General features: G+C 59.9%; 27 protein-coding genes. 8 read left to right on the forward strand and 19 right to left on the reverse strand.

The window, feature by feature from the left end:
* Window positions 1–373 precede the first annotated feature (373 nt).
* Genes G485_RS29940 through G485_RS0112910 form a run of 3 tightly spaced genes read right to left on the reverse strand, consistent with a single transcriptional unit; the run spans window position 374 to window position 3,920 of the window.
* The gene (locus tag G485_RS29940) at window positions 374–523 is read right to left on the reverse strand and encodes a hypothetical protein (RefSeq protein WP_156922323.1); all 150 of its coding nucleotides are present in this window, start codon (window positions 521–523) and stop codon (window positions 374–376) included.
* A 47-nt stretch (window positions 524–570) separates the two neighbouring features.
* Window positions 571–2,361: a sensor histidine kinase gene (locus tag G485_RS0112905; protein WP_027092908.1), complete on the reverse strand. Its 1,791-nt coding sequence runs from the start codon at window positions 2,359–2,361 to the stop codon at window positions 571–573.
* On the reverse strand, window positions 2,358–3,920 hold the full coding sequence (locus G485_RS0112910) for an AraC family transcriptional regulator (protein ID WP_027092909.1): 1,563 nt from the start codon (window positions 3,918–3,920) through the stop codon (window positions 2,358–2,360). Before G485_RS0112910 ends, G485_RS0112905 begins: the two co-directional genes overlap by 4 nt.
* 183 nt (window positions 3,921–4,103) lie before the next feature.
* On the opposite strand from G485_RS0112910, the gene G485_RS0112915 reads away from it, so the two are divergent.
* Genes G485_RS0112915 through G485_RS0112925 form a run of 3 tightly spaced genes read left to right on the forward strand, consistent with a single transcriptional unit; the run spans window position 4,104 to window position 7,183 of the window.
* On the forward strand, window positions 4,104–5,447 hold the full coding sequence (locus tag G485_RS0112915; protein ID WP_027092910.1) for an ABC transporter substrate-binding protein: 1,344 nt from the start codon (window positions 4,104–4,106) through the stop codon (window positions 5,445–5,447).
* Between the two features lie 6 nt (window positions 5,448–5,453).
* A complete protein-coding gene (locus G485_RS0112920) occupies window positions 5,454–6,368 on the forward strand; it encodes a carbohydrate ABC transporter permease (RefSeq protein WP_027092911.1) in 915 nt (304 codons plus the stop codon).
* On the forward strand, window positions 6,365–7,183 hold the full coding sequence (locus G485_RS0112925; protein ID WP_027092912.1) for a carbohydrate ABC transporter permease: 819 nt from the start codon (window positions 6,365–6,367) through the stop codon (window positions 7,181–7,183). The genes G485_RS0112920 and G485_RS0112925 overlap by 4 nt, the downstream gene beginning before the upstream one ends.
* A 102-nt stretch (window positions 7,184–7,285) precedes the next feature.
* Here the strand turns inward: G485_RS0112925 and folE are convergent, their stop codons facing one another.
* The 4 genes from folE to G485_RS0112950 all read right to left on the reverse strand — a co-directional run bounded on the left by folE (window position 7,286) and on the right by G485_RS0112950 (window position 10,463).
* Window positions 7,286–7,879: a GTP cyclohydrolase I FolE gene (gene folE / locus G485_RS0112935; RefSeq protein ID WP_027092913.1), complete on the reverse strand. Its 594-nt coding sequence runs from the start codon at window positions 7,877–7,879 to the stop codon at window positions 7,286–7,288.
* A 72-nt stretch (window positions 7,880–7,951) separates the two neighbouring features.
* Entirely contained in the window at window positions 7,952–8,176 is a 225-nt protein-coding gene (locus tag G485_RS0112940) for a YneF family protein (RefSeq protein WP_027092914.1), read from the reverse strand.
* A 119-nt stretch (window positions 8,177–8,295) separates the two neighbouring features.
* Window positions 8,296–9,318 carry an HD-GYP domain-containing protein gene (locus tag G485_RS0112945; protein ID WP_027092915.1) on the reverse strand — a complete coding sequence of 341 codons (1,023 nt, stop codon included), beginning with the start codon at window positions 9,316–9,318 and terminating at the stop codon, window positions 8,296–8,298.
* 104 nt (window positions 9,319–9,422) lie between these two features.
* Window positions 9,423–10,463, reverse strand: coding sequence for an ABC transporter substrate-binding protein (locus G485_RS0112950; protein WP_035156054.1), 1,041 nt, complete (start codon window positions 10,461–10,463; stop codon window positions 9,423–9,425).
* A 208-nt stretch (window positions 10,464–10,671) separates the two neighbouring features.
* On the opposite strand from G485_RS0112950, the gene G485_RS0112955 reads away from it, so the two are divergent.
* The 3 genes from G485_RS0112955 to G485_RS0112965 are packed head-to-tail and all read left to right on the forward strand — an operon-like array spanning window position 10,672 to window position 13,529.
* Window positions 10,672–11,655 (forward strand): FecCD family ABC transporter permease, encoded by a 984-nt coding sequence (locus G485_RS0112955; RefSeq protein ID WP_027092917.1) that lies wholly within the window; start codon window positions 10,672–10,674, stop codon window positions 11,653–11,655.
* Window positions 11,652–12,695, forward strand: a complete 1,044-nt coding sequence (locus tag G485_RS0112960; protein WP_027092918.1) for a FecCD family ABC transporter permease — start codon at window positions 11,652–11,654, stop codon at window positions 12,693–12,695. Before G485_RS0112955 ends, G485_RS0112960 begins: the two co-directional genes overlap by 4 nt.
* A gap of 18 nt (window positions 12,696–12,713) precedes the next feature.
* Complete coding sequence (locus G485_RS0112965) at window positions 12,714–13,529, forward strand: ABC transporter ATP-binding protein (RefSeq protein ID WP_027092919.1); 816 nt, start codon at window positions 12,714–12,716, stop codon at window positions 13,527–13,529.
* 26 nt (window positions 13,530–13,555) lie between these two features.
* Here the strand turns inward: G485_RS0112965 and G485_RS0112970 are convergent, their stop codons facing one another.
* The 5 genes from G485_RS0112970 to G485_RS0112990 all read right to left on the reverse strand — a co-directional run bounded on the left by G485_RS0112970 (window position 13,556) and on the right by G485_RS0112990 (window position 17,140).
* Entirely contained in the window at window positions 13,556–14,119 is a 564-nt protein-coding gene (locus tag G485_RS0112970; RefSeq protein ID WP_156922325.1) for a methylated-DNA--[protein]-cysteine S-methyltransferase, read from the reverse strand.
* Window positions 14,073–15,344, reverse strand: coding sequence for a tRNA epoxyqueuosine(34) reductase QueG (queG, locus tag G485_RS26335; protein WP_084423293.1), 1,272 nt, complete (start codon window positions 15,342–15,344; stop codon window positions 14,073–14,075). Before queG ends, G485_RS0112970 begins: the two co-directional genes overlap by 47 nt.
* Before the next feature lie 29 nt (window positions 15,345–15,373).
* On the reverse strand, window positions 15,374–15,967 hold the full coding sequence (gene lepB / locus G485_RS0112980) for a signal peptidase I (protein ID WP_027092921.1): 594 nt from the start codon (window positions 15,965–15,967) through the stop codon (window positions 15,374–15,376).
* Entirely contained in the window at window positions 15,964–16,554 is a 591-nt protein-coding gene (locus tag G485_RS0112985; protein WP_035156057.1) for a DUF402 domain-containing protein, read from the reverse strand. The genes lepB and G485_RS0112985 overlap by 4 nt, the downstream gene beginning before the upstream one ends.
* 163 nt (window positions 16,555–16,717) lie before the next feature.
* The gene (locus G485_RS0112990) at window positions 16,718–17,140 is read right to left on the reverse strand and encodes a GNAT family N-acetyltransferase (protein WP_027092923.1); all 423 of its coding nucleotides are present in this window, start codon (window positions 17,138–17,140) and stop codon (window positions 16,718–16,720) included.
* Window positions 17,141–17,546: 406 nt separating this feature from the next.
* On the opposite strand from G485_RS0112990, the gene G485_RS0112995 reads away from it, so the two are divergent.
* Window positions 17,547–18,161: a superoxide dismutase gene (locus tag G485_RS0112995; protein ID WP_027092924.1), complete on the forward strand. Its 615-nt coding sequence runs from the start codon at window positions 17,547–17,549 to the stop codon at window positions 18,159–18,161.
* Window positions 18,162–18,270: 109 nt separating this feature from the next.
* On the opposite strand, the gene mutY is transcribed toward G485_RS0112995, so the two are convergent.
* Both mutY and G485_RS28415 read right to left on the reverse strand, forming a co-directional pair.
* Window positions 18,271–19,482, reverse strand: coding sequence for an A/G-specific adenine glycosylase (gene mutY, locus G485_RS0113000; protein WP_035156060.1), 1,212 nt, complete (start codon window positions 19,480–19,482; stop codon window positions 18,271–18,273).
* Entirely contained in the window at window positions 19,466–20,428 is a 963-nt protein-coding gene (locus tag G485_RS28415) for an AraC family transcriptional regulator (RefSeq protein ID WP_084423294.1), read from the reverse strand. The genes mutY and G485_RS28415 overlap by 17 nt, the downstream gene beginning before the upstream one ends.
* Before the next feature lie 101 nt (window positions 20,429–20,529).
* Between G485_RS28415 and G485_RS0113010 the strand changes: the two genes are divergently transcribed.
* Window positions 20,530–20,922 (forward strand): c-type cytochrome, encoded by a 393-nt coding sequence (locus G485_RS0113010; protein WP_035156073.1) that lies wholly within the window; start codon window positions 20,530–20,532, stop codon window positions 20,920–20,922.
* A gap of 239 nt (window positions 20,923–21,161) precedes the next feature.
* Here G485_RS0113010 and acpS read toward each other — a convergent pair whose 3' ends face one another.
* From acpS to G485_RS31250, 5 genes are all read right to left on the reverse strand, one after another.
* Entirely contained in the window at window positions 21,162–21,554 is a 393-nt protein-coding gene (gene acpS / locus G485_RS0113015) for a holo-ACP synthase (RefSeq protein WP_027092927.1), read from the reverse strand.
* 9 nt (window positions 21,555–21,563) lie between these two features.
* Window positions 21,564–22,373 (reverse strand): ammonia-dependent NAD(+) synthetase, encoded by an 810-nt coding sequence (nadE, locus tag G485_RS0113020; RefSeq protein WP_027092928.1) that lies wholly within the window; start codon window positions 22,371–22,373, stop codon window positions 21,564–21,566.
* Between the two features lie 97 nt (window positions 22,374–22,470).
* Complete coding sequence (locus G485_RS0113025) at window positions 22,471–22,905, reverse strand: BrxA/BrxB family bacilliredoxin (protein ID WP_027092929.1); 435 nt, start codon at window positions 22,903–22,905, stop codon at window positions 22,471–22,473.
* 107 nt (window positions 22,906–23,012) lie between these two features.
* Complete coding sequence (locus tag G485_RS26345; protein ID WP_084423296.1) at window positions 23,013–23,453, reverse strand: DUF3905 domain-containing protein; 441 nt, start codon at window positions 23,451–23,453, stop codon at window positions 23,013–23,015.
* Between the two features lie 24 nt (window positions 23,454–23,477).
* On the reverse strand, window positions 23,478–23,603 hold the full coding sequence (locus tag G485_RS31250; RefSeq protein WP_276203360.1) for a hypothetical protein: 126 nt from the start codon (window positions 23,601–23,603) through the stop codon (window positions 23,478–23,480).
* Window positions 23,604–23,609: the final 6 nt, after the last annotated feature.

The following is a 23,609-nucleotide window of genomic DNA, read 5'->3' on the forward strand; positions in this document are numbered from 1 at the left end:
GGGATGAGTGCGGCAAGCTGTACCCAGCGATTCCCAGGATTAAGCTTCCCGCCAAAGGGTAAGTAGAAATTTTCCAACAGATCTGCCATATCCCGATTCGGCACGAACACGTTCGCTCACTCCATCTGCAAGGTTTTTTGCCAATTTTCTATGTTTTCCTTGCAGATAAATTCGACAAAAGTAGCTCAAATCCCTTGTGGAATAAGGATTTTTTGTTCGTTCAGCAAGCCCTAATTAGCGTTATTTTATGCACTTGGATCATCACGGACAGATTATCGAAAGCGAAGGTCGATTGGCGACTCCATCCCCGATACAAAATGTCCGTTTATATACTATTTGTTCCTTTATATGCTGGCTGGTTATTTTATTTCTTTTAGAAAATTCCTGCCGCCACCTCCCATAACGCTTCAACAAATAGTATTTTTCCCAAGCCCCTCTTTTGCTTTCGATAAGAAGCCGCGATTAGGGCAATAAGCAACAGGCCCACTCCGGCGATCGCAATGGTCAAAGTCACGGTTTTCACACCAAATCCCCCCATTTGTTCAAAAATGTCACATCATTAGGGATCTATCAAACACCAACCCCACCTGTCCCGCTAAATTTCCCCAACTTCGGCAGCTCGATCGTCACGGCGGTTCCCGTGCCGGGGCTGCTGTCGATGCGCAGCGCCGCCTGCCCTTCGAACAGATGGCGAAGCCGCTGCCGCGTGTTGGCGAGGCCGATGTGCCGCAATCCGCCGGTTTTGCGCTTGTCGGCTTGCTCCCCTAGCGTCGCCAACCGCTCCGGTTCGATGCCGACTCCGTCGTCCTCGATGCGAACGATCAGCTTCGGGCCCTCCAGCGAGGCCGACAGGAGAATCGTACCGAATGCGTCCTTCGGACAAATGCCGTGAAAAATCGCGTTCTCGATAAAGGGCTGGATCAGATGGCGGGGCACGAGACATTCGCAGGCTTCATCTTCCACTTCCATGACGACCTCGAACATGCCGGCGTACCGGTAGGACTGGATCTCGATGTAGTCTCTCAACAGCCGCAATTCGTCGCGCAGCGGGATAAGCGTTCTTGCGTCGCCGATTTTCCCGGCGTCCTGCAGCAGCCGAATAAACGAGCCGACCATCCGGACGATGTCGGAATTGCCCTGCTTCTCGGCCATATACAGAACCGCGTTCAGTGTGTTGTACACAAAATGAGGATTGAGCTGCGACAGCAGCAGCTCCATCTCCATCTCTCGCTTGTTCTGCTCGAACCGGATCGATTCCTCGAGGTGCCCGCGCAGTTGAACCGTCATCCGGTTAAAGCCCTGCCCCAGCTTCTCCAATTCGTCCCCCGTCCGGATGTCCACGGAAGCCTGGAGATTTCCGCTCGATACGCTGTTCATGGCGTGGTACAGCCTCATGATCGGACGCGTCATGCGCAGGATGGCCGGCATCATGAGCAGCAGCGTCATCAGCGTGCTTGTCGCCGAGAAGACGCCGAGCAGATAAAGGACGAATTGACCCCGCTTCATAAATTCGAAGTCCGAAATATAAGCGGCGAGCGTCCACTTGTTCGCGTCAGACCGATCGATCAGCAGGTAGCCGTTCCGCACTTTGACCGCTTCCTCGGCTTCTCCGGCCTTCCCGTCCGCCGAAGGCCGGCGGCCGGCTTCCGCGACGTACGCCTTCGCATCGTCCGGCAGCTTCTCGTACAGCGCCCCTCCGCCCTCGCGCAGCCAGGCGAAGCCTTCAAAGCCGCGGCTGCCGAAATCGAGAAGGCTGCTGAAGCTTTCGTAATCGAGATTGACGATCAGCTCGCCGATCTTCCTCCCAGGCTGTTCAATATCCCTGACCGAGACGATGAAGCTGATCATCTTCCCCATGATCGAGCCGTTGCTCGACACCGGCAATTCGTGAGGCTCCGAGAAGGCGTGATCCTGCCCCGACCGCTTATAATTTTGATACCAGTCTTCCTGCAGCCGTTCTTCAAAGTAAGAATCGTTCCTCGACTTGCTCCAGAAAGCCCGGCCGTCGGGCATGACGAGCGCGAAGCTCTGCACTTCCTTGCGAAGCCCCTTATTGCTGTCCAGATAATCAAGCGTATACTTGAGAACGGCGAACTGATCGTACGTGTCCAGACGGGAGTACGTTTTGAAGAACGTCTGCACGTGGTCGGAGATAATCAAGTAGAACGAGAATTTGGCGATATCGTCCGACATGTACTCAAGCTGCCTCATCGTCTGGCCAAGGCGGGCTTCGTCCTCCCGCAGCATCTGGGCGACAAGGATCGTCCGATAGTAATAGTAAGTGAAGGCGGCGGACAATACGAAGCTGATCGACGCGACGACGGCGATCCGCCTCAGGATGACGGTGCGCAGCCGTCTCATCGGACGCCGGCTCCGTCGCGGTATTGATGGGGCGACAAGCCGGTCACCTTCCGGAACACTTGGCTGAAATGTTGGGGGGAACGGTAGCCGACCCTCGCGCAGACGTCCGTCATTTTCGCGTCTTCGCTGTCCAGAATGCGCTTGGCGCGCTCAATCCGAAGCTCGGTCAAATAATCGAGAAACGTCCGGTTCATCTCCCGTTTGAACAATTGATGCAAATAAGACGCGCTGATGCCGAGCGAGTAGGCTACATCTTCGATGTTGATGTCTTCATGGAAGTGATCTTGCATATAGCGGACCGCTTTGAGCAGTTTGCCGGACAAATGGGGGCGATCGCTTGCGGAGGAACGAATGTCGCCGATCCAGGACCGCAGCCGCTCGCGAAGCTCTCCGATGTCGTAGACCGGCTCGAATCGGCGCGGATCGAGCGGCTCCAACGCGGCCATCCCTCTGGCGGCGAGCAGCTCGCTTCCGGCAGAGGTTACGGCATGCACGGTTTCGTACAGCAGCGGAAGATCCCATATCGGGCGGACTATCGTTTCAAACAATCGGTTGAAAACGCTTTCGAAACGCTCGGCATCGAGCTGCCGAATCGCTTCCGCGGCCAGACCCGGATGCACCGGACGCAGGGCGCGAGAGGCAAGCCGCGACGTCGGATCCGCGATGGCGAGCGGAAGGTCGTCCGCGCACAGCAGCGCTCCCCTCCCGCAGAATACCGCATGGCGCGCGGCCGCTTCGACTCGCTGCAAAGCGCCGGGCAAGGAAGCGAAGTCCCGCTCGACAAAAGAATAAAAAAGCGAGACCGACCGGTTCAGCCGGCCGTTTAAGCGGGACTGCAGGTCGAAGGCGAGCCTTCGAAACGATTCCCGCGAAGAGACGGGCCTGTTGTTCTTCTGCGCGTATACGGAGACGAGCTGGGCGGGACGAAGAACGAACTCTCCGACCTTCGTCCAATGAGGATCGTCCGCATCCGGCTCGTCCGCATCCTCGGGCCAGACGGAAGCGGGCAGCCCCGCTTCTCCCCAGACCGGAGAAGCGGACGGAACGAAGGGCATATCCTCTTGAGCAAGCGCAACCGCATACGGAGGCCGGAATTCTCCTTCGGCCAGAGCCGCCGTCTCGCCGTCCACGAACGCGCGCTTCAGCAAGCCCGTTCGCTCGGTCCGCCGCCGCTTCTCCTCCGTCCGCCAAGCGTCGGCTGCCTTGCGCATCGCATCAAGCAGGCGGCTGCGGTCCATCTCGTGCTTGACCAGGTAACCGGCCACATTGCCGAGGCCGATCGCCTGCCGGGCGCAATCGAAGTCTTCGAATGCGCTCATGATGACGAATACGGAGCCCAGCTCGCGCTCGGCCGCAGCTCTTATCAAAGCCAGTCCGTCCATGACCGGCATGCGTATGTCCGCGATGACAATGGACGGCCGAAGCTCCTCGCATAACCTAAGCGCGCTTCTCCCGTTCGTCGCCGTGGCCGCAATCTCGTAACCGTGCCCCGGCCCATCGAGCATGCCGCGTACTCTCTCCAGAACAAGGCGTTCGTCGTCGACCAGCAAAACCTTCATTCGCTCTTCCCTCCGCGCGTTCAAGGTTTGTGCAGCCAAATTATACCGCAGGGAGGGGTGACGGAATCAAGCCCATGTGCAGAAAGCCGACCAAAAGTAGAGAATTGCGTAGTTTACGGGACATAACGGCCGCGTTAAGCTTTGTAAGCGAATACAAAATTACGTTGAAAGCGAGGTTTTGTCATGAACGCTGCTAGCAAAGCTAAACGAATTGCCTGGATGGTCATCGTGGGGCTTCTAACGGGGCTGTTGGCGGCTTGCGGAGGCGGCAATGCGGAAGACGGCAGCTCCAGCGCATCCGGGCAGCCCGCATCGAGCGGAAGCGGCAACGATGCCGGATCGGGCGGAGACGGGCTGAAGGGTGAATTCGTCCTGTGGACGTGGGAACCCGAGCATCCGACGGCGCTGGCCGCCTTCAACAAGAAATACCCCAACATTAAGATGAAGCGCGTGAACGTGGCGGCGGAAGACGTGCCGAAGAAGCTCCAGACGACCATCGCCTCCGGCGGGGAGCTGCCGGACGTCATCCGCATCGAGAGAGGGCAGAAAGCGAAAATTTTCGACATGGGCATCTTGGAGGATCTGAGCGGCGCGCCGTACAACGCGGATACTTCCCTGTTGTTCGATTACGATCTTCCGGCATTCTCCGTGGACGGCAAGCTGCTCTCGATTCCGGACGATATGAGCATCGCCGGCCTGGCCTATATCAAATCTCTCGCCAAGGAATATTTCGGAACGGACGATCCGAAGGAATTGGAGGGAATGTTCGCAACCTGGGACGACTTCATCGCCAAAGGGAAGGAAGTCTTGGAGAAGAGCGGCGGCAAGGTGAAAATGGTCCCGAGTCTCGGAGACGTCAACGATATTTTGAAGGGACAGCGTCCTGAGTCGTACTTTGACGGGAACAAGCTGAACGTGCCCGTGCTGGAAAACATCGTGTCGACGCTCGTCAAGTTCCGCGATTCGGGCATCGTAGACAAGCTCGATCAGTGGACGCCGGCCTGGAACGCTTCGTTCGGCACCGACAAGTACATGTTTATCGAATCCCCCGTCTGGATGCCGCAATACGTCATCGACCCCAACGACAAGAAGGACGGAAGATGGGCGCTGATGGTTCCTCCCGGCGGCGGCTTCGTGAGGGGCGGTTCCTCGCACGGCATCCCGAAGGGAGCCAAACACGCCGATCTGGCCTGGAAGTGGATCGAATTCACCTCCATGTCCCAGGAAGGCGCCGAAGCGCAGAAGACGGACGGCGTCTTTACGCACTATAAGAAAGCGTACGAAAACAAGGATTTCACGAATTGGACGTGGCGGAACTTCGGAGACCAGAATATCGGAGAGAAGTATTTCGTGGAAATCTCGGCTGCGACGAAGGATGTGCCGGAAAATATTAACGACACGTATTTGGACGAAGCGATGAGCATCGTGCTGCAGACGCTGTCCAAGGACAGCTCGTTCGGAACCGAGCAGGCCATGGACCGGATCCGCAAAGAGCTGAAGGCGAAAGCGCCGAACATCACGTGGTGATCGCCGATGCACACGGTCAAGAAAAATTGGGCGCCGTACGCTTTCCTGTCGCCTTACATGCTGTTCTATACGGTCTTCGGGCTGTTCCCCATCGTCTTCTCGTTCTACGTCAGCCTGACGAGTTGGGACGGCATCGGAGACAAGACGTTCGTCGGGCTCGCCAATTATAAATATTTGTTCGACCCGGACTCGCATTTCTTCCAATCGGTCGGCAATACGCTTCTGTTCGTCGCCGTGACGCTGCCGCTGCAGATGGCCATCGGCCTTCTCGTCGCCACGCTGCTTTACAGCCGCTGGGTCAAATGGAAAGGCTTCTTCCAGCTCGTCAACTTCATGCCCTACATCGTGACCCCCGTCGCGGTCGGGCTCCTCTTCAATCTGCTGTTCGACTGGCAGGCGGGCTTCGTCAACAAGGTGCTGCTTCAGCTGGGGCTTGTCGACGAGGGCGTTTATTGGCTTGGCGAGCCTCTCTACGCGAGAATCGTCATCGCGGTCATGCTGATCTGGAAAGGCTTCGGATACACGATGGTGTTCTACCTGGCGGGCATGGCGAATGTGCCGAAGGATCTGCACGAAGCGGCATACGTGGACGGAGCTAGCGGGCTGCGCGCCTTCTTCTCGATTACGCTTCCGCTGCTGAAGCCGGTGACCGTCTTCATCGTCATTACGGGCATCATCGGCGGCCTTCAGCTTCTGGAGGAACCGATGCTTCTGCTGGGCGGCTCGGGAATGGGCTCGAGCGTCGCGGTTATCGGCGGACCGGATCGCTGCTGCTTGACAACCGTATGGAACATGTACGATACCGCGTACGGCAGCACGACCCGCTACGGGCTCGGCGCTGCGATCGCTTACGGGCTTTGTCTTATTATCGCCGCGTTCTCCTTCGCCGGAGCCCGGCTTTACAAGGGGGACTCCGAATGAACGCTGCGCTGCGCAAGACGCTCGCCACGACGGCGATCTCGATCCTGTCTCTCGTTTCGCTGCTGCCTTTTTACATCATGATCGTCATGGGGACGTACAAAAACGAAGATTTGTTTACGCGAATCGTGCTGCTTCCCGGAAATTACCTGCTGCAAAACCTGAAAACGGTATCGGCAAGCCGGTTCGATCTCGTTTATATGAACAGCCTGATCGTGTCGCTCTCCAGCACGGCGCTGTCCGTCTTCGTCAGCGCTTGCGCCGGCTTCGCGTTCGCCAAGCACGATTTCAGGCACAAGAACAAGCTGTTCGCGTTTATTCTGCTGACGATGATGATTCCGGGCCAGCTCGGCATCGTCGCTTACGTCATCGAGATGCGTTACTTGCAGCTGTCCGGAACGCTGCTTCCGCTCATTCTGCCCTGGATCGCCAACGCGTTCGGCGTCTTCTGGATGACGCAGTTCATTCGCTCGGCCGTGCCGACGGAAGTGCTCGAAAGCGCGAAGATGGACGGCTGCTCGAGCGTCGGGGTCTTTTTCCGGATAGTCATCCCCTTTATTTATCCCGCGATCACGACGCTGTCGCTGCTTGTGTTCCTGTGGTCGTGGAACAATTACCTGCTCCCGCTCATCATCGTCAACAAGCCGGAACTGTTTACGATTCCGCTCGGCATTACATCGCTGGGCGACGCTTACCGGACGGATCTGGCCGCGCAAATTCTCGGGCTTACGCTGGGAACGCTGCCGGTGCTTGTGCTGTTCGCGATCGGGTCCAAGAGCTTCGTCCGGGGACTGACGGCGGGATCGGTCAAAGGTTAAAAGGATAAAGGGATATGGCCGTCCTGCCGCTTCAAAAAGGGGCCATCCTTCGGGCCGTCAACCGTCCGCCCGAGGGATAGCCCCTTGCATGCCGTCAATCGATTACTCCTTAAGCAGCGACAAAAACTCCGAGCGCAGCGCCGAGCTGTTCCGGAACTGCCCGCGCACCGCGGAAGTGACCGTCTTGCTGCCGGGCTTCTTCACGCCGCGCGCGCACATGCACAGATGCTCGCCTTCCACGACGACCATGACGCCGTGCGGCTGCAGCACTTCTTCCATAATGTCCGCGATTTGCGAGGTGATCCGCTCCTGCACCTGAAGGCGCCGCGTCACCGCCTCGACGAGGCGGGCCAGCTTGCTCAGTCCCGCGATTTTGCCGCTCGGGATGTAGCCGATGTGCGCCTTCCCGAAAAACGGCGCCATATGGTGCTCGCACTGGCTGTAATAGACGATGTCCTTCACGATGACGAGCTCTTCGTGCTTCTCGTCGAAGCTCACGCCGAGCACGTCGCGAGGATCGACTTCGTAGCCGCCGAAAATTTCCTCGTACATTCGCGTTACGCGCGCAGGCGTCTCGAGCAAGCCCTCCCGATTGACGTCCTCCCCGATCAGCTTCAAAATCTCGCGAATGTGATGCTCGATCTGCTCCCGGTTGCGAGATACCCGGGTATTGATGTAATCCTTCACTCCGGCCAACGTGAACCCTCCTCCAACGGCCCGGCGCGATCCGTCCGGACGCCCGCCAACCCGAATCCTGCCCGCCGAACGTTACTTGCGGCGTTTTTTATGGTTCTGCTGCTTCAACATTTGCTGCGCTTTGCTGAGCTGCTGCTTGTTCATGTTGTAGCCCATCTGTTTGGCCATCTTCTGAAGCAACTCCGGATCGTTCTGCATTCTCGTCATTTGGCTGCGCAAATAAAAGACGCCGCCGATAAATCCGAGCACCAAACCGACGATCAGCGTCAGCACCGGGATGATAATATTCCAAACCACGCTCGTCCCCCCCGACCATCCGTCATCTCCCGGGCCCGGCTCTGCGAAGCAGGGCCAAGGCTGTTTTCCTATAATATCATGGCGTTGCGAGCAAGAGCAAATGTTCGTGCCCGGGCCTCTCAAAGCAGCACGGATTCGATGAAAATCGTCGTCATCTGCGCCAGATCGATCTCCTTCACGCCCACCGCTTCGTCCCCGGACTTGTCGATGACGCGCACGACCGGCCGCCCCGGGAGCCCCCTGTGCTGCCCGACGACGACGCCCGTCTGCCGGTTGGACAGCCTGACGGATATGCCGTTCGGGTACACCGAGACGATGCGCATAAACTCGATGAGCACGTCGCGGTCGAGAGCCGTCCCCGACATTGCGTGCAGCCTTTCGAGCGCTTCGTGCGGAAGCAGGCGGCGGCCTTCGGAGAGGTCCGACAGCAGGTTGTCGTAGGTGTTGGCAACGGCCACGATCTTGGCGTACAGGTGAATTTCGGCGCCCGCAAGACCGCGCGGTTTGCCGCTGCCGTCTACGCATTCGTGGTGCTGGAACGCGACATGGGCGGACAGCAGGCTGTATTCGCGCTTCATCTTCAGCAGCTCGAAGCCCCGCCAAGCATGATGGTAGCGGCCTTCCTCCTGCTCCGGCGCGTTGATTTTGCCGATATCGTGAAGCAGCGCGCCGATGGCCAGTTCCTTCAATTGAATCATATTGAGTCCCATGTTCAATCCGACCAGCGTCGACATCATGCATACATTCATCGCATGGATGTACATCGCGTTGTCTTCGGTTCGGATATCCGACAACTGGATAAGCACGTTCTGATTTTGCAGCACGTCGTCGAGCAATTGATCGACCGTCATGCTGATCGCTTTCGTATTGAACGTCTTGCCGGATCGAAGCGCTTCGAACGATTCCGACATCTGCTGAATGACCGCCCGCTTCGTCGCTTCGGACAACACATCTTCGACCGGCAAGTCGCGAAACAGAGGGTCGTCGATGTATACCATCGTGACGCCGAGCCGCTTCAACGTGCTGATCATAAACACGGTCAGCTGCACGCCCGCCGAGAGCAGCACCGTTCCGTTCGCGGAAAAGATCGTCCTGCCCAAATTTTGTCCCGGTTCCACGCTTTCGATATCGACCAACTTCAAAGGGACCTTCACTCCTGTCTCTGCCTTGTTGCGAATCCGCGAAAAAAAGAACTTCTCCGCTCTCTATAGAGAGTATCGGAGAAGCCCCCGCTTTTCTAAAGCCCTTAATTCACTTCGTAAATTTTATACAGGTCGTCGAGCAATTTATTTGCCGCCAGAATGCCGCCGGCGGTATTCCAGGTGGCGTCGTCGACGCGGTAGACTTTCCCGTTCTTGACCGCCCTCAAGCTTTTCCAGAGCGGATCGTTCGTCCATTCCTTCTCCAACTCGGTAGCTTTGCCGTCGCCGGTCTCGTACGTGAAGTAGAACAAGCGGTCCGAGTCGGTCTCGGGCAGGCGCTCCTTCGTAATCTCTTCGGCGAACGCATCTTTGCTGTTCAGCGTCATCGGATTGCGGGCAATGCCGATCTGGTTGAAAATAATGCCTGTGAACGTATCCTGGTTGTAAACCCGGACTTTGCCCGCCATGAAGCGGATGACCGACACCGTCTCCTTCAGCTTGTCGCCGGCTTTCGACTTGAAATCCTCGATGCGCGCGTCGAAATCCGCCACCAGCTTGTCGCCTTCTTCCTTCTTGCCGATCGCTTCCGCATACAGCTTGAAGTTGTTCTTCCACTCGCCCCGCAGCGTCTCGGATTCGATCGTCGGCGCGATCGCCGACAGCTGGCTGTAAATTTTCTCTTGACGCATTTTGTTGCCGATGATCAGATCCGGCTTGAGACTGGCGATGAGCTCCAGGTTCGGCTGGCTCTCGTCGCCGACGACGGTCACGCCCTCCATCTTGTCTTTAATATGATCGTACCACGGATCGCCCGTCCAAGACTTGACCGCTCCGACCGGCTTCACGCCCAGCGCGAGCAGCGCTTCCGTCCCCTCGTTGGTGAGAACGACGACCCGCTGCGGAGACGCCGGGACCTCCGTCTCGCCCATCGCGTGCTTGACGAGCCGGGTTTGGCCGTCGGCCGGCGATTCGCTTGCGGCAGGTGATTCGCTTGCAGCTTGCGACGATCCGCCGGCCGCCGGAGATTCTGACGCGCCGCCGTCGTTCGCCTTGCTTCCGCACCCCGTCGCAAGAAGAACCAATACGATCGCCGCAATGGCCCACAGTCCGAATCTTTTGCTCATTTCTCTTTTTGCCGATACCATTTGATGATTCCTCCCCCAGTCATCCTTTGTACGAGTCATTCAGACTCGAGATGATAACGATTATCATTCACAGTAGCCAACTATAGGGGAAGATTTCCTTCTTGTCAAGGGCAAATGATTATCATTCTCATTGACAGGATGTGCGCCTTGTTCTAGAATTTTCTCAAACAACAATAAACGGAGCGACAACCCAAGAAAGTAGGCCGTCATGAGAATCGTCTTCCTTATCTTCTCTTTGTTCGTTCTTCTGGGCGCCGTCGCGTGCAGCATCGCGTTCGGCGTTACCGATATTCCGTTTGCCAAGATCGTCGAAGCCTTCACGCATTTTGACGCGTCCCAGGAGCAATTGATCGTTCGCACCGCACGGGTGCCCCGGGCGCTGATCGCCGCCGCCGTCGGCGGAAGCCTTGCCGTGGCCGGAACGCTCATGCAAGTCATCACGCGCAATCCGATCGCTTCGCCCAGCACCTACGGCGTCAACGCCGGGGCGGCGTTCTTCGTCGTGCTCGCCTCCGGCTTGCTCGGCATCGACGGACAGGCCCCGCTCACCTGGGCGGGGCTCATCGGGGCGGGGGCGAGCGGCGCGATCGTCTTCGTGCTGGGCAGCCTCGGCCGGGACGGCATGACGCCGGTCAAGCTTACGCTGGCGGGCGCGACGATCGCCGCGTTCTTCTTCTCGCTGACCCAAGGCTACATGTTGGCGGACGGCCGAATGTTCGACCAGGTTCTCGTCTGGATGGTCGGCTCCGTCGCCGGACGCAATCTCGATCAGCTGCTGAACGTGCTTCCCTTTTTGGGAATCGGCCTCGTCATCGCGCTGCTCTTGTCCCGCCACCTGAACGTTCTCGCCATGGGCGACGATCTGGCCAAGGGGCTCGGGCAATCGACGGCGCGAATCAAAGGACTCGCATCGCTGGCCATTATCCTGCTGGCCGGAGCGTCCGTGGCCGCGGCCGGCCCGATCGCCTTCGTGGGCATCATCGTGCCGCATGTCGTCCGCTACCTGGTCGGCGGCGATTACCGCTGGATCGTGCCGTACAGCGCCGTGTTCGGAGCCATCTTGCTCGTCGGAGCCGATCTGGGGTCGCGGTACATCGCCATGCCGTCGGAGATTCCGGTCGGCGTGGCGACCGCCATCCTCGGCGTGCCGTTCTTCGTCTATATCGCCCGGAAAGGAAGGCGAGTCGGTTGAACAAATATACGACCCTGCGGCTGGACAAGCCGCGTCTGTCCTTCCTGATGGAACGCCGCTCTCTCCTCCTTACGCTCGGGCTCGCCGTCCTCTGCCTCGCCGTCATGGTGATCAGCGTCGGCATCGGAAGCAAATGGATTCCGCCGCTTGAGGTGATCCGCTCCGTCTTCGGCCGCGGCGACGCCTTGAACGAGGTCGTCGTGACGAAGCTGAGAATGCCGCGCATCGTCATCGCCGTCCTGGTCGGAGCTTCGCTCGCCGTAGCCGGAGCGGTGCTGCAAGGGCTGGTTCGCAATCCGCTGGCTTCGCCCGACGTCATCGGCGTCACGGAAGGCGCCTCTCTCGGCGCCGTGCTGTTCCTTTACTTTTTCTACGGCACGCTGTCCATCCGATGGATGCCGGTCGGGGCGATTATCGGCGCCTTCGCGATAACTGCCCTGCTGTACGCGCTCGCCTGGAAGAAGGGCATGTCCCCGATTCGTCTCGTGCTGATCGGCACCGGGCTGTCGGCCGCATTCAAATCGATCGCTTACATGCTCATTATTTCGAGCCCTTACCTGCTGTCCGTCAAGTCCATCACGTTCATGACGGGCAGCATCTACGGCGCTTCCTGGCAAAACGACGTGGCCGCTCTGCTTCCATGGGTCGCCGTCCTGCTGCCGCTGACATGGCTGCAAGCGCGGCATGTGAACGTTCAGTCGTTGGGCGAAGAAGTCGCCGGAAGCGCGGGAGCGAACGTGCAGCGTCAGCAGCTGCTGCTTCTGCTGCTCAGCGTCGCGCTTGCCGGAGCCGCGGTCGCCATCGGCGGCGCGATCTCCTTCATCGGGCTGATCGCTCCCCATATGGCGCGCAAGCTGGTCGGTCCTTCGTTCGGCGTCTTGATGCCGGTCAGCGCGCTGCTCGGCGCGATCGTTCTTCTCGTGGCCGACATCGTGGCGCGAACGGCTTTCTATCCGCAGGACGTGGCGGCCGGGGTGTTCACGGCTGCGGTCGGCGCGCCGTTCTTTCTGTTCTTGCTCTACAAACAAAGGAATTCTTAACGGAAGAAGGTTGTCGAAATGGGGAGTATCGAAGCAAGAGGATTAACGTTGTCGTACGGCGGCACTTCCATATTCGAAAGCTTGAACCTGACCATCCCCGACGGGCTCGTCACCGTGTTCATCGGCAGCAACGGCTGCGGCAAATCGACGCTGCTGCGATCCATGGCCCGTCTCCTGAAGCCGCGGGACGGCGCCGTCGTCCTGGACGGGAAGGATATCGCCCGCCTGTCCTCCAAGGAGGTCGCGCGCAAGCTCTCCATCCTGCCGCAAGGACCATCGGCGCCTGAAGGGCTGACGGTGCTTCAGCTCGTCAAGCAAGGCCGCTACCCCTACCAAAGCTGGCTCCAGCAATGGTCGCGGGAAGACGAGGAGAGCGTCCGTTCCGCGCTGGAAGCGACGGGCATGGCCGCGTTCGCCGAGCGTCCGCTCGATTCCCTGTCGGGCGGCCAGCGCCAGCGGGCGTGGATCGCCATGACGCTGGCCCAGCAGACCGATATCATTCTGCTGGACGAACCGACCACCTATCTGGATTTGACCCATCAGATCGAGATTCTCGACTTGCTTCACGAACTGAACGGACGGGATAAGCGGACCATCGTCATGGTTCTTCACGACATTAACCTTGCCTGCCGCTATGCCGACCATATCGTCGCCATCCGCGAAGGTGCGGTCTATGCGCAAGGAAATCCCGCCGACATCGTGGACGCTTCGCTGATCGAAGCCGTGTTCTCGCTCCGGTGCGACGTCATCCGGGACCCGCTGTACGGCACTCCGCTCTGCATCCCGCACGGGAAAAGCGCAAGAAAAAACGTCAGGGAAGCGTTCGTCCACTGACGTTTCTTTTTCGTAGGCTGCCTATGTTATCCGTTGCTCGCCGAACGCTCCAGCGCCAGCAGCCGTTCCTTGACCGGCAATCCGCCCCCGTAGCCGACCATCGCGCCGCTTGCCCCGATAATCCGGTGGCAAGGTACGATGATCGGCACCGGATTGCGGTTGTTCGCCCCGCCGACGGCCCGGACCGCCTTCGGCTGCCCGATCGCTTCGGCAATATCCTTGTAGGAGGCCGTGGCGCCGTACGGAACGGCCTGCAGCGCCTCCCATACCCGCCGCTGAAATTCCGTCCCTCGCATATCCAACGGAAGCCGGAATCGTGTCAGATTGCCCAGGAAATAATCGGATAATTGCCGGCGGGCATCCAGAAGGAGAGGGTCCGTGTCGTCTCGGGAGAGCTTGATCCCGTTCGTCCATCGGGCGGCCCACGCTTCCAAGTCCCGTCCGCGCCGTTCCCAGCTTCCGAATTCGACGCGGCACAGCCCCTCCGGAGAGCGGCACAGCGTCAGCTCGCCGATCGGAGCGGACATCTCGGTCCATTTCCATTCACCGGTCTCCGGCTTGTTTTCGAGCTGTCGTTCCGCCATTGCCATTTGCAGCCGCCTCCTTTTTCTTCTTGTAAGATCGCCGCTTCGCGCCGCCCGACCGGATGACCGACAGCGCCCGTTCGATCGCCGCTCGCGCTTCGTCGTTTTCCTCCGACTCCAGGGAGGAGCGCAGCGCGGATTCCGCTTCGTTGCCCCCGATGCGGCCGAGCGCCCAGGCTGCCGTCGCCCGCAGCTCGAACCGCGGATCCTCCCGCAGCACGCGCGCCACGTCGGGAACCGATTCGGCGTCGCGGAAGTTGCCGAGCCCGATCAGCGCATTGCGCTGGATCGGCTTGCGGCCGCGCCAGGCCGCCGCGCTCGCGCCGAATTTGTCGCGGAACTCGCGGTTGCCCATCGTCAGCAGCGGCCGCAGCAGCGGCTTCGCCACCTCCGGATCGGGAAGCAGCTCCGCGTGATGGCGGGCGTCGATCCCCCGGTTGACCGGGCAGACGATCTGGCACGTATCGCAGCCGTACAGCCGGTTGCCGATCTTCTCCATCATCTCGTCCTCGACGATGCCCTTCGTCTGCGTCACGTAGGAGACGCAAATTTGCGCGTTCAGCTGCCCGGGTCCGACCAGCGCTCCCGTCGGGCAAGCGTCGATGCAGCGGGTGCAGTCGCCGCAGCCCTCCTCGATCGGCTTGTCCGGCGGAAGCGGCAGATTCGTGATCATCTCGCCGAGATAGACCCACGAGCCCCATTCGGGCGTCAGAATGGAGGCGTTCTTCCCGCTCCAGCCGATCCCCGCGCGTTCCGCGACGGCGCGGTCGGACAGCGCCCCGGTGTCCACCTGGGGAAGCCCGCGGGCTTCCGGTACGCGCTCCGCGATCCAGGCGGCGAGCCTCTCGAGACGGTCGTTCAGCACGCGGTGGTAATCTTCCCCCCATGCCGAGCGGGACAGAATGCCCCTGCGGGCTCCCGGCTCCGACACGGGCGGATCGATCAGCTTCGACGGGTAGGCGACCGCGATCGCGATGATCGATCGCGGCTCGTCGAACAGGAGCGCCGGATTCGTCCTGCGGTCCAGATCCGGCTCTTCGAAGCCCGACTCGTAGCCGAGCTCGCGGTGCCGCTGCAGCCGATCCTTCAGCTCGGTGAAGGGATCGGCCGACGCCACCCCGATCTTGTCGATGCCGAGGCTCGGCGCCGCCTCCTTCATCTCTTCCTTCAACCGCATCCAGAACGCGGCGTCTCTGGGCTCGTCGCCCGAGGCTTTCTTCACGTCGGCCATTCCCTTCACCTCCTTTGCATTTAACGGCATTAAAGCCGTCTCCATCTCGCAATGGGCCAGAGGATCAGCTCCGCCTGACCTTTGATCGTCTTCTCCGGCACTTCGCCGAAGATCCGGCTATCCTTGCTGGCGCCGAGACGGCGGTTGTCGCCCATGACGAAATAATGCCCCGCATCTACGGTCACCCGCTTGAAATCGCCGTCTTCGATCGCCGAATCGGTATAAGCCTCCACTTCCAAACGGCCGTTGACGTACAGCTGGCCATCCCGCACCTCCACCGTGTCGCCCGGGACGCCGATGACCCTTTTGACCAGCAGCTTCTTCTTGTCCGCCCCTTCGCTCGGGTCCTTCAGAATGACGACGTCTCCGCGCTTCGGATGCCCGAACTCGTAGGCGATCTTGTTGATGAACAGCCATTCGCGCTCGTACAGCGTCGGCTGCATGGAGACGCTCTTGACCTTCGACAATTGGAAAACGTAGACCTGAAGCACGATCACAACGACAGCCGCGACGGCGAGCGCTTTGGCCCAGTCCCACAGCTCTTTGAGCCATGCGGGCTTCCCGGGCCTGGCCGCGCGGGTTCGTCCGGAAGGAACGGAATCGGAAGCCGGTGGATTCCTCATGCCTGCTCGTAGTCTCCTTTGCCGGTGAAATAAGCTTTCCAATCGGCATAGTAACGGCGAACCTCGGCATCGTCGAAAGGCGGCCCATGGGCGGCTATTCTCTCTTGCAGGCGGCGAAGCCCCGCTTCCGCGTGCCGCTGTACGTTCGGATTGTAGCGGTACTCTTCCTTGTGCCTGACATATTCGTCGCGGTCAAGTTCGTAGGAAGCTCCGTCCGGAAGCCGGACGACGTCCAGATCGTAATCGATATACGTGAGCACGTCCGCATACCGGTAGGGAGGCGACGCTACGTTGCAATAATAGCGGATGCCCTTGTCCTCCAGCAGGGCGACGACGTTGAACCATTCTCCGGGAATGAAGAACGACACGGCGGGCACGCGGCTGACCCATTCCTTGCCGTCCGCTTCCCGAATCCCCGTATGGTCGTTGACGAACACCCACATCGCTTCTTCGGCATGCAGAGGGTGAAGCAACCGGCGGGGCACTTGCCAGTTCTCCAGCCAAACGCGGTGCAAAGAGCCGTTGTTTTTGAAACTTTTGATAACACAGCGTTCATAAATGGAGGAATAAGGTGATCCGCTGGCCATATTACGCCCCCTGCCCGGCATGACACTTAAGTTAATATAAGAAAAGCATATCTTATGACCAAAAGCAACCGGATTCCCGGACGCTTGTTGGCGCGTAAGATATGCTTTCCTCATGCGGATCGCGCGCCGCCGGATGCAAGCTTGTCCGACCGGCCCGAACCTTTTAGACCGCCATAATGGCCAGGGGCTTGGACAGCCTCGCGAAATCGATCGGCTGGTCCCGCAAAGATTCGTAGTACGGAAGCAGCAGCTCGTTGTGCTTGTCCCCCGCGATCAGAATTTTGAACACGTTCCGCTGGCGAAACCGTTGGCTCATCGCGGCCAGAAGCGTGCGGCCGATTCCCTGCCGACGGTTGTCCGGATGCACCGCAAGCCGGTACACGTAGCCCTTGTTCTGATCGATCGTTCCGATCATGGCGCCGACGATCTCATCTTCCTTCTCCGCAACAAGAACCAATTCGCTATCCCAGGACAATTGTTTCGCTAGCGCAGCCATCGTCTCTTGGCAGCATTCTTCCGACAACGCTACTTCCAAAAGCTCGGCTACGGATCTGTAGTCTGAAAGTTGGAAAGCACGAATGATCATGTCATAGTCTCCTCGGATAGTGATGATAGATTCGAAGACGGGTTCTTGCCGAATAAAATTGACGCAATGATAATTTTACGACAACTTTTCGAAAATTTCTTCCCTTTTGTTAAGAAAACATAAAATTTTTTTGGAGAAAGGACGGGAATTTTAGTGAAAGCGCTTATATTAAAGCGCTTTCTGTGGGTTAATCTCTAAAAATGCCGATTTCTCGGCGATTATGACGAAATTCGCTCCATCCCGATTGTATGAATCAGGAAAAGCTTGGAGATGCTAATGGGCGGCTTCGACTGTGCCGATCGAAGCAATTTTTCGACTTTACAAACATCCTCGTTGCTTTAATATCAAAAATCGGGGATAATAAAAGCAGGCTACATATTTTAAATTTGAAGGAGGATTTTGAATCATGGCACACGTACTGCCCCCGCTTCCTTATCCGAACAACGCACTGGAGCCGCATATCGACGCGCTGACGATGGAAATCCATCACGATCGTCACCATAACACTTACGTGACGAACCTGAACAAGGCTCTGGAATCCGCTCCTGAGCTCGCCGACAAGAGCGTCGAAGCGCTGATCGCCGACCTGAACGCCGTTCCGGAAAGCATCCGCACCGCCGTTCGCAACAACGGCGGCGGCCATGCGAACCACTCCCTGTTCTGGGAAGTCATCGGCCCGAACGGCGGCGGCGCTCCGAAAGGCGCTCTCGCCGCAGCGATCGACAGCGAGCTGGGCGGCTTCGAGAAGTTCAAAGAAACGTTCACGGCTGCCGCTACGACGCGTTTCGGCTCCGGCTGGGCTTGGCTCGCGCTGGGCAAAGACGGCAAGCTGAAAGTATACAGCCTTCCGAACCAGGACAGCCCGATCATGGAAGGCGATACGCCGCTGCTCGGCCTGGACGTATGGGAGCACGCTTACTACCTGAAATACCAAAACAAGCGCCCGGATTACATCTCCGCTTTCTGGAACGTCGTAAACTGGGACAAAGTCGGCGCTCTCTACGACGCCGCCAAGAAGTAATTAAGGTTTTGAAACGCCGCAACGCCGCTCTTCCCCGCCGGGGGAGAACGGCGTTGTTTTCGTTTGGCCGCGGCTAGGCCACCCCTCGCGTTAAAGTCGGGTTGAAGCCTTATTCGCTCGCGAAATAGTCCGACAGAATTTTGCGGAAAACGTTCGGCCACGCCAGCTCTTCGAATTCGCGGCGGTCGATCCAGCGATAGCCCGCCGGCAGTGCGGCAGGGTCCGGGCCGTTCGCGGCGCCGCTTGCGGGCGGAGGCGGCGCCTCATACGCCGCGGCCGCTTCCCGCACGGCTTCGGCCGCGGCCGGCGCCGGATCGGCGGCGTCCGCTTCGAACGCCGCGCCTTCGGCGCCCCATACCCGCACGTACCAATGCAAGTGCGAGAACACATGTTCGGCGTCGCCGACATGCTGCTTCGGCTCCACGCTCACGCCTTCGAGCGCGAGCGTCTCCGCGAGCCAACGCGGCCCTTGCTCCGCCGAGCCCCAGACGTCGGCGCCCGGCGCCTCCACGTGCGGCAGCTCCCACAGCCGCGCGAGCAGCCCTTGCGCCGGACGCTGCCGCGCCAGCACGCGCCCGTCCGCGCGCCTTGCCAGCACCGCCAGCCGGTGCTGCGGCTTCGGCGGCTTCGCTTTGCTCTTGACGGGAAGCTCCTCTTCCCGTCCGGCGATCCGGCCCGCGCAATGCTCCATGACCGGACAGATCAGACAGTGCGGCGAGCGCGGCGTGCAGACGAGCGCTCCCAGCTCCATAAGCGCCTGGTTGAAGTCGCCCGCGGCGCCTTCGGGAATGAGCTCCCGCGCGAGCCCCTCCATCCGGGTGCGGGTCGCCGGCCGCGCGATGTCTTCGTCGATGCAAAAGTATCGGGACAGCACCCGCATGACGTTGCCGTCCACGGCCGGCTCGGGCCGGTTGAACGCGATGCTGAGGATCGCGCCCGCCGTATAGGGACCGACCCCCTTCAGCCCGGAGACGGCTTCCTTGTCGTCGGGAATTTTTCCTCCGTAGCGCTCCGCCACCTCTCTCGCCGCGGCCTGCAAATTGCGCGCCCGCGAGTAGTATCCCAGTCCCTCCCAGAGCTTCAGGACATCCTCTTCCGGCGCTTCGGCCAGATCGCGAACGGTCGGGAACCGCTCGACGAACCGGTTGAAATAGGGAATCACCGTGTCCACCCGCGTCTGCTGCAGCATGATTTCCGATACCCAGATGAAATAAGGGTCGCGGCTGCGCCGCCAGGGCAGATCCCGATTCCCACTCCGGTACCAGGCCAGCAGTTCCCGGCTGAACGTCGTCTTCGCTTGCTGTTCATTCAACGTGCTCATCTCCCCTTCCTCGCCGCCCTTCGACTTCTTCCTCTTCGCCGGCCGCCGCTTCCATGGCCGCCGCGATCCGGTCCGCGTCTCCGAACGGGGCGCCGGCCTGCCGGCCGTTCCCCGCCAGCTTGCGGTAGCGGCTCGGACTTAGCCCCGTATGCGCTTTAAACATTCTGGAGAAGTAGTAAATTTTCATCCCGATCCGGTTGGCCACGTCCGACACGTTGCATTCCGGCTGCAGGAGCAGTTGCCTTGCGGTCTCCATTCGTCTCTGGTTGACGTACTGAATCGGCGAGCAGCCCATCATCGTTTTAAAAAATACGATAAAATAATTCGGATGCAAATAAACGAGCCTCGCCAGCTCCTCGACCGTCAGGTTGTCGGCCAGATGGTCGTCTATGTATTGCAGCACCGCCTGAATTTTCGCCATCTCCTGTGAAGGCGAGGCATCGTCATCGTAAGGCGGCAGATCCGGCAGATGCTCCAAATAAAGGCTGAGCAGCTCCAGCACGGCCGCTTTGATCCGAAGCCTCGACGTCAACCCTGCCGAGTAGGCGTGGCGGACGATCTTGTCCATCAGCTGTGACGCCTCGTCGGAGGAGAAACGGACGGTGAGCGGCAAGCGCAGCATTTTGTACAGGTCCCGGTCCCCGAATTTGGCTCGGAAATGGCACCATTTGTAGACGAGTTTTTTTCCCCGCGCTGCCTCGACCTTGTGATCCGTGCCTGCCAAAACGATGGCACAGACGCCCGGAACCAACCGTTCCTCCGAGCCGTCTATAAGGAGCCGCCCCTCCCCTTCGGTCACGAGCAGCAGCCGGGTGCAATCGTTTGCGTCCCGCTTCCCCTCGCTCATCCCGTCGGCTCCGCTCGCGATCGTTGCGGCCGCCGCCGTCACCTCGACCTGCATCTGTTCTAGATGATTCATCAGTATGTTAAAATTACGGTTAGTCATGTCCGCTCCTCATGCTGTAAGTTCGAATGGTGTGCGCGCTCATGAACAAGTTGTTCCATCCCATTATAAGCGAGCGAAGGAGAAGAGAGAAATTGCAAAAGGTGCCATTTGCGGCGTTCGTTCGACTCTCCAAACGGTTCGCCTTCGCAGGGTCCGCCATTCTGCTGGTGGCGTTGCTGGCGGCATGCGGGGGAGGGTCTGGCGGCGGCGCGTCGACGTCCTCGCCTTCCGCCTCCAACTCCGTCTCCCAGCCGTTGGAGGGATCGGAGGAGACGGTCAAGCTGTACCGCGACAATTGCATCTCCTGCCACGGTACGGAGATGCAGGGCAACATGGGCCCCGACTCCAACCTGCAGCAGGTCGGCTCCCGTCTCGACAAAGAGCAGATTCGCAAGCAAATCGAGAACGGCGGCAATCTCATGCCGGCCTTCAAGAGCCGCTTGCAGCCCGAGCAGATCGAGGCGCTGTCCGATTGGCTCGCCGGGCATAAATAAAGCCCGGGGCGTGGAGGGCCCGCCTCGGGCGGGGGCGGCCGCGGCATTTTGCCGCCTGTAAGCCGCTTTTGTCGGCTTGCAGCTCCCGGCCGCGGCGTTTCGCCGCCTTTGCAGCGCCTGCACACGCCCCTTCGCCCGCTTCCGCCCCCCCGCAGCAGGCTCCCCCCAGCACCCCCAGGGCATCGCAGCGCTGTCCGCGCGAAAATAAAGCCCGGCCGCCGGAAGGCGCCCGAGCTCCTTTATTTCCGCTCCACGATCGCGGTAGCCGCCGCCATGCTGCGTTCATGCGTAATGGCGACGTGGATCGTATGCGTCGTATGCTCCAGTCCCAATCTCTCCCACGCTCCCGCCGACAAGCGGCAGATGGGCTTGCCCAAACCGTCCGGCAGCACCTCGATGTCGCGGAACCCGACGGCGGAGCCGATTCCGCAGCCGAGCGCCTTGACGACGGCCTCCTTGGCCGCGAACCTGCCGGCCGCGTATTCCGCCGCCCGGCGTCCCGCCAGCGTCCGGAATTTCGCCAGCTCTTCCTCCGTCATCACCTTCGCGGCGAATCTGCCGCCCGCGGGACCGGCGAGCAGCTTCTCCATCCGCTCGATCTCCACCAAGTCCAAACCGATTCCGACGATCATGCGCTTCCGTCAGATGCCGGGAATCGGCTGGCGCTTGTGCTCCGTGCGCAGGTAATGCTTCTCGAGAATCTCCCTGGCCTTCGGATCGATCTCCTTGCCTTCGAGATAATCGCTGTTCGCCTCGTAGGAAACCCCGAGCTCGCCCTCGTCGGTTTGCCCTTCCCACAGTCCGGCCGTCGGAGCCTTGTCCACGACGACCGCAGGCACGCCCAGACGTCTGGCCAACTGGCGAACCTGGCGCTTGTTCAGCGAACTGAGCGGCGTAATGTCGACGGCGCCGTCGCCCCACTTCGTATAGAAGCCGGTCAGCGCCTCCGAAGCGTGGTCCGTTCCGACGACGAGCAGGTTCAGGTCGAACGCCAGCGCGTATTGGATGACCATGCGCGTCCGCGCCTTGACGTTGCCCTTGCCGCCGCGGCTGATATGCCGGTGAATGCCGAGCGTCTTGAAGGCGTGTTCCGTCTCCAGCGCGATCTCGTCCACCGCGTCCGCGATGTTCGTCTCCACCTTGTGCGTCAAATTGAACGCTTCCGCCACCGCGTAGCTGTGCTCAATGTCCTCCTGCCGGCCGTACGGCTGGAAAACGCCGAGCGTTATGTACTCCTTGCCGGTCTCTTGCGTCAGCTCGTCCGTCGCGCGCTTGCACAGCCCCGTCGTTACCGCGCTGTCCACCCCGCCGCTAATGGCGATCAACAGCCCGGACGCGCCCGCTTTCTTCACGTATTCTTTAAGGAACGCAACGCGTCTCGCAATCTCCTCGTCCACATCGATGGACGGCTTAACGCCCAATTTGGCGATAATTTCTTGCTGAAGGCTCATGGAACCTCACCCTCCCCACCAATAAAATGGTTAGCTTGCGCATCGTTCAAATAAAAGGCCCGCAGGTTCGTCACCGGAACCCGCGGGTCTCACTGGCTTATCGGCAATAGCGGTCGAAAGCCGCGGTGAGGTCGGCAGCGATCTCGCTCGCGCTGCGATTCTCGATTTGGTGCCGCTCGATAAAGTGAACGAGCTCGCCGTCCTTCATCAAAGCGATCGAAGGAGAAGACGGCGGATACGGCGCGAAATATTCGCGTGCCTTCGCGGTCGCTTCCTTGTCCTGCCCGGCGAACACCGTGTACAGATGGTCCGGCACCACGTCGTGGCCGAGAGCCAGCGCCACGCCCGGACGGGCTTGGCCGGCGGCGCAGCCGCATACGGAATTGACGACGACGAGCGTCGTGCCCTTCGCATTCGGAAGCGCGTTCTCGACTTCCTCGGGCGTTCTCAGCTCCTGAATTCCCAGCCGGGTCAGCTCGTCGCGCATCGGCTGAATCATGTCCAGCATATATCGTTCAAATGACATAGACATTCATTGATTACCTCGCTTTCTCGTCCGAATTGGCGGACTGTTCCGCTGCTTACCATTATACCGCTTCCTTCGGAGAACCGTCAAAGCAAAGAACCCCGACGCTTAGGTCAGGGCTCGTCCATCACTTCGGGAACGTAAAAATAAGGCTCGTCGTCCTCGTCGCCCGGAGGCTCGCCGGCGCTTCTCTCCGGCCTGGAAGTCTGGAGCGCAGGGTGCATGAACGTGCCGGACGAAGGGGCGATTCCCCTCTCGAACAAGTCCCGGTTCTCTCTCGTGCGGAATCCGATGTCCTTGAACGGATGAACCCACTGGTCCCCGGCCATCACCGCCGGGTCCGTCTCCTCGCTCCACTGCTCGAGCGGAGACTGGGGAGACTCGTAATCGTGGTCGCCGATAACGACCCCGTATTCGTTGACGAACGGCTCGCGCGGGCCCCGATTGTCGCGGAACTCTGGCCTGAACTCGATCTCGAACGGATCGAGGTTCGGATCGTCCCGTCCCGGGGCCGGAACGAACCCGGCTGCGGACCCCTTCTTCTTGTCGGTCATATGGCCGGAAGCCCCCTCGATGCGTTAGGTGGACGGACGGTTCGGACCGTCCAGCTTCTTGTCGTATCCCGGCGATTCGGGCTCGCGATTTTTGGGTTTCCGATCGGCGCTCTTGCGTCCGAGCGGAGAAGGACGTTGCGGATTCGGCATGGAGTC

This window comes from Cohnella thermotolerans DSM 17683 (genome assembly GCF_000429825.1).
Taxonomy (GTDB): domain Bacteria; phylum Bacillota; class Bacilli; order Paenibacillales; family Paenibacillaceae; genus Cohnella; species Cohnella thermotolerans.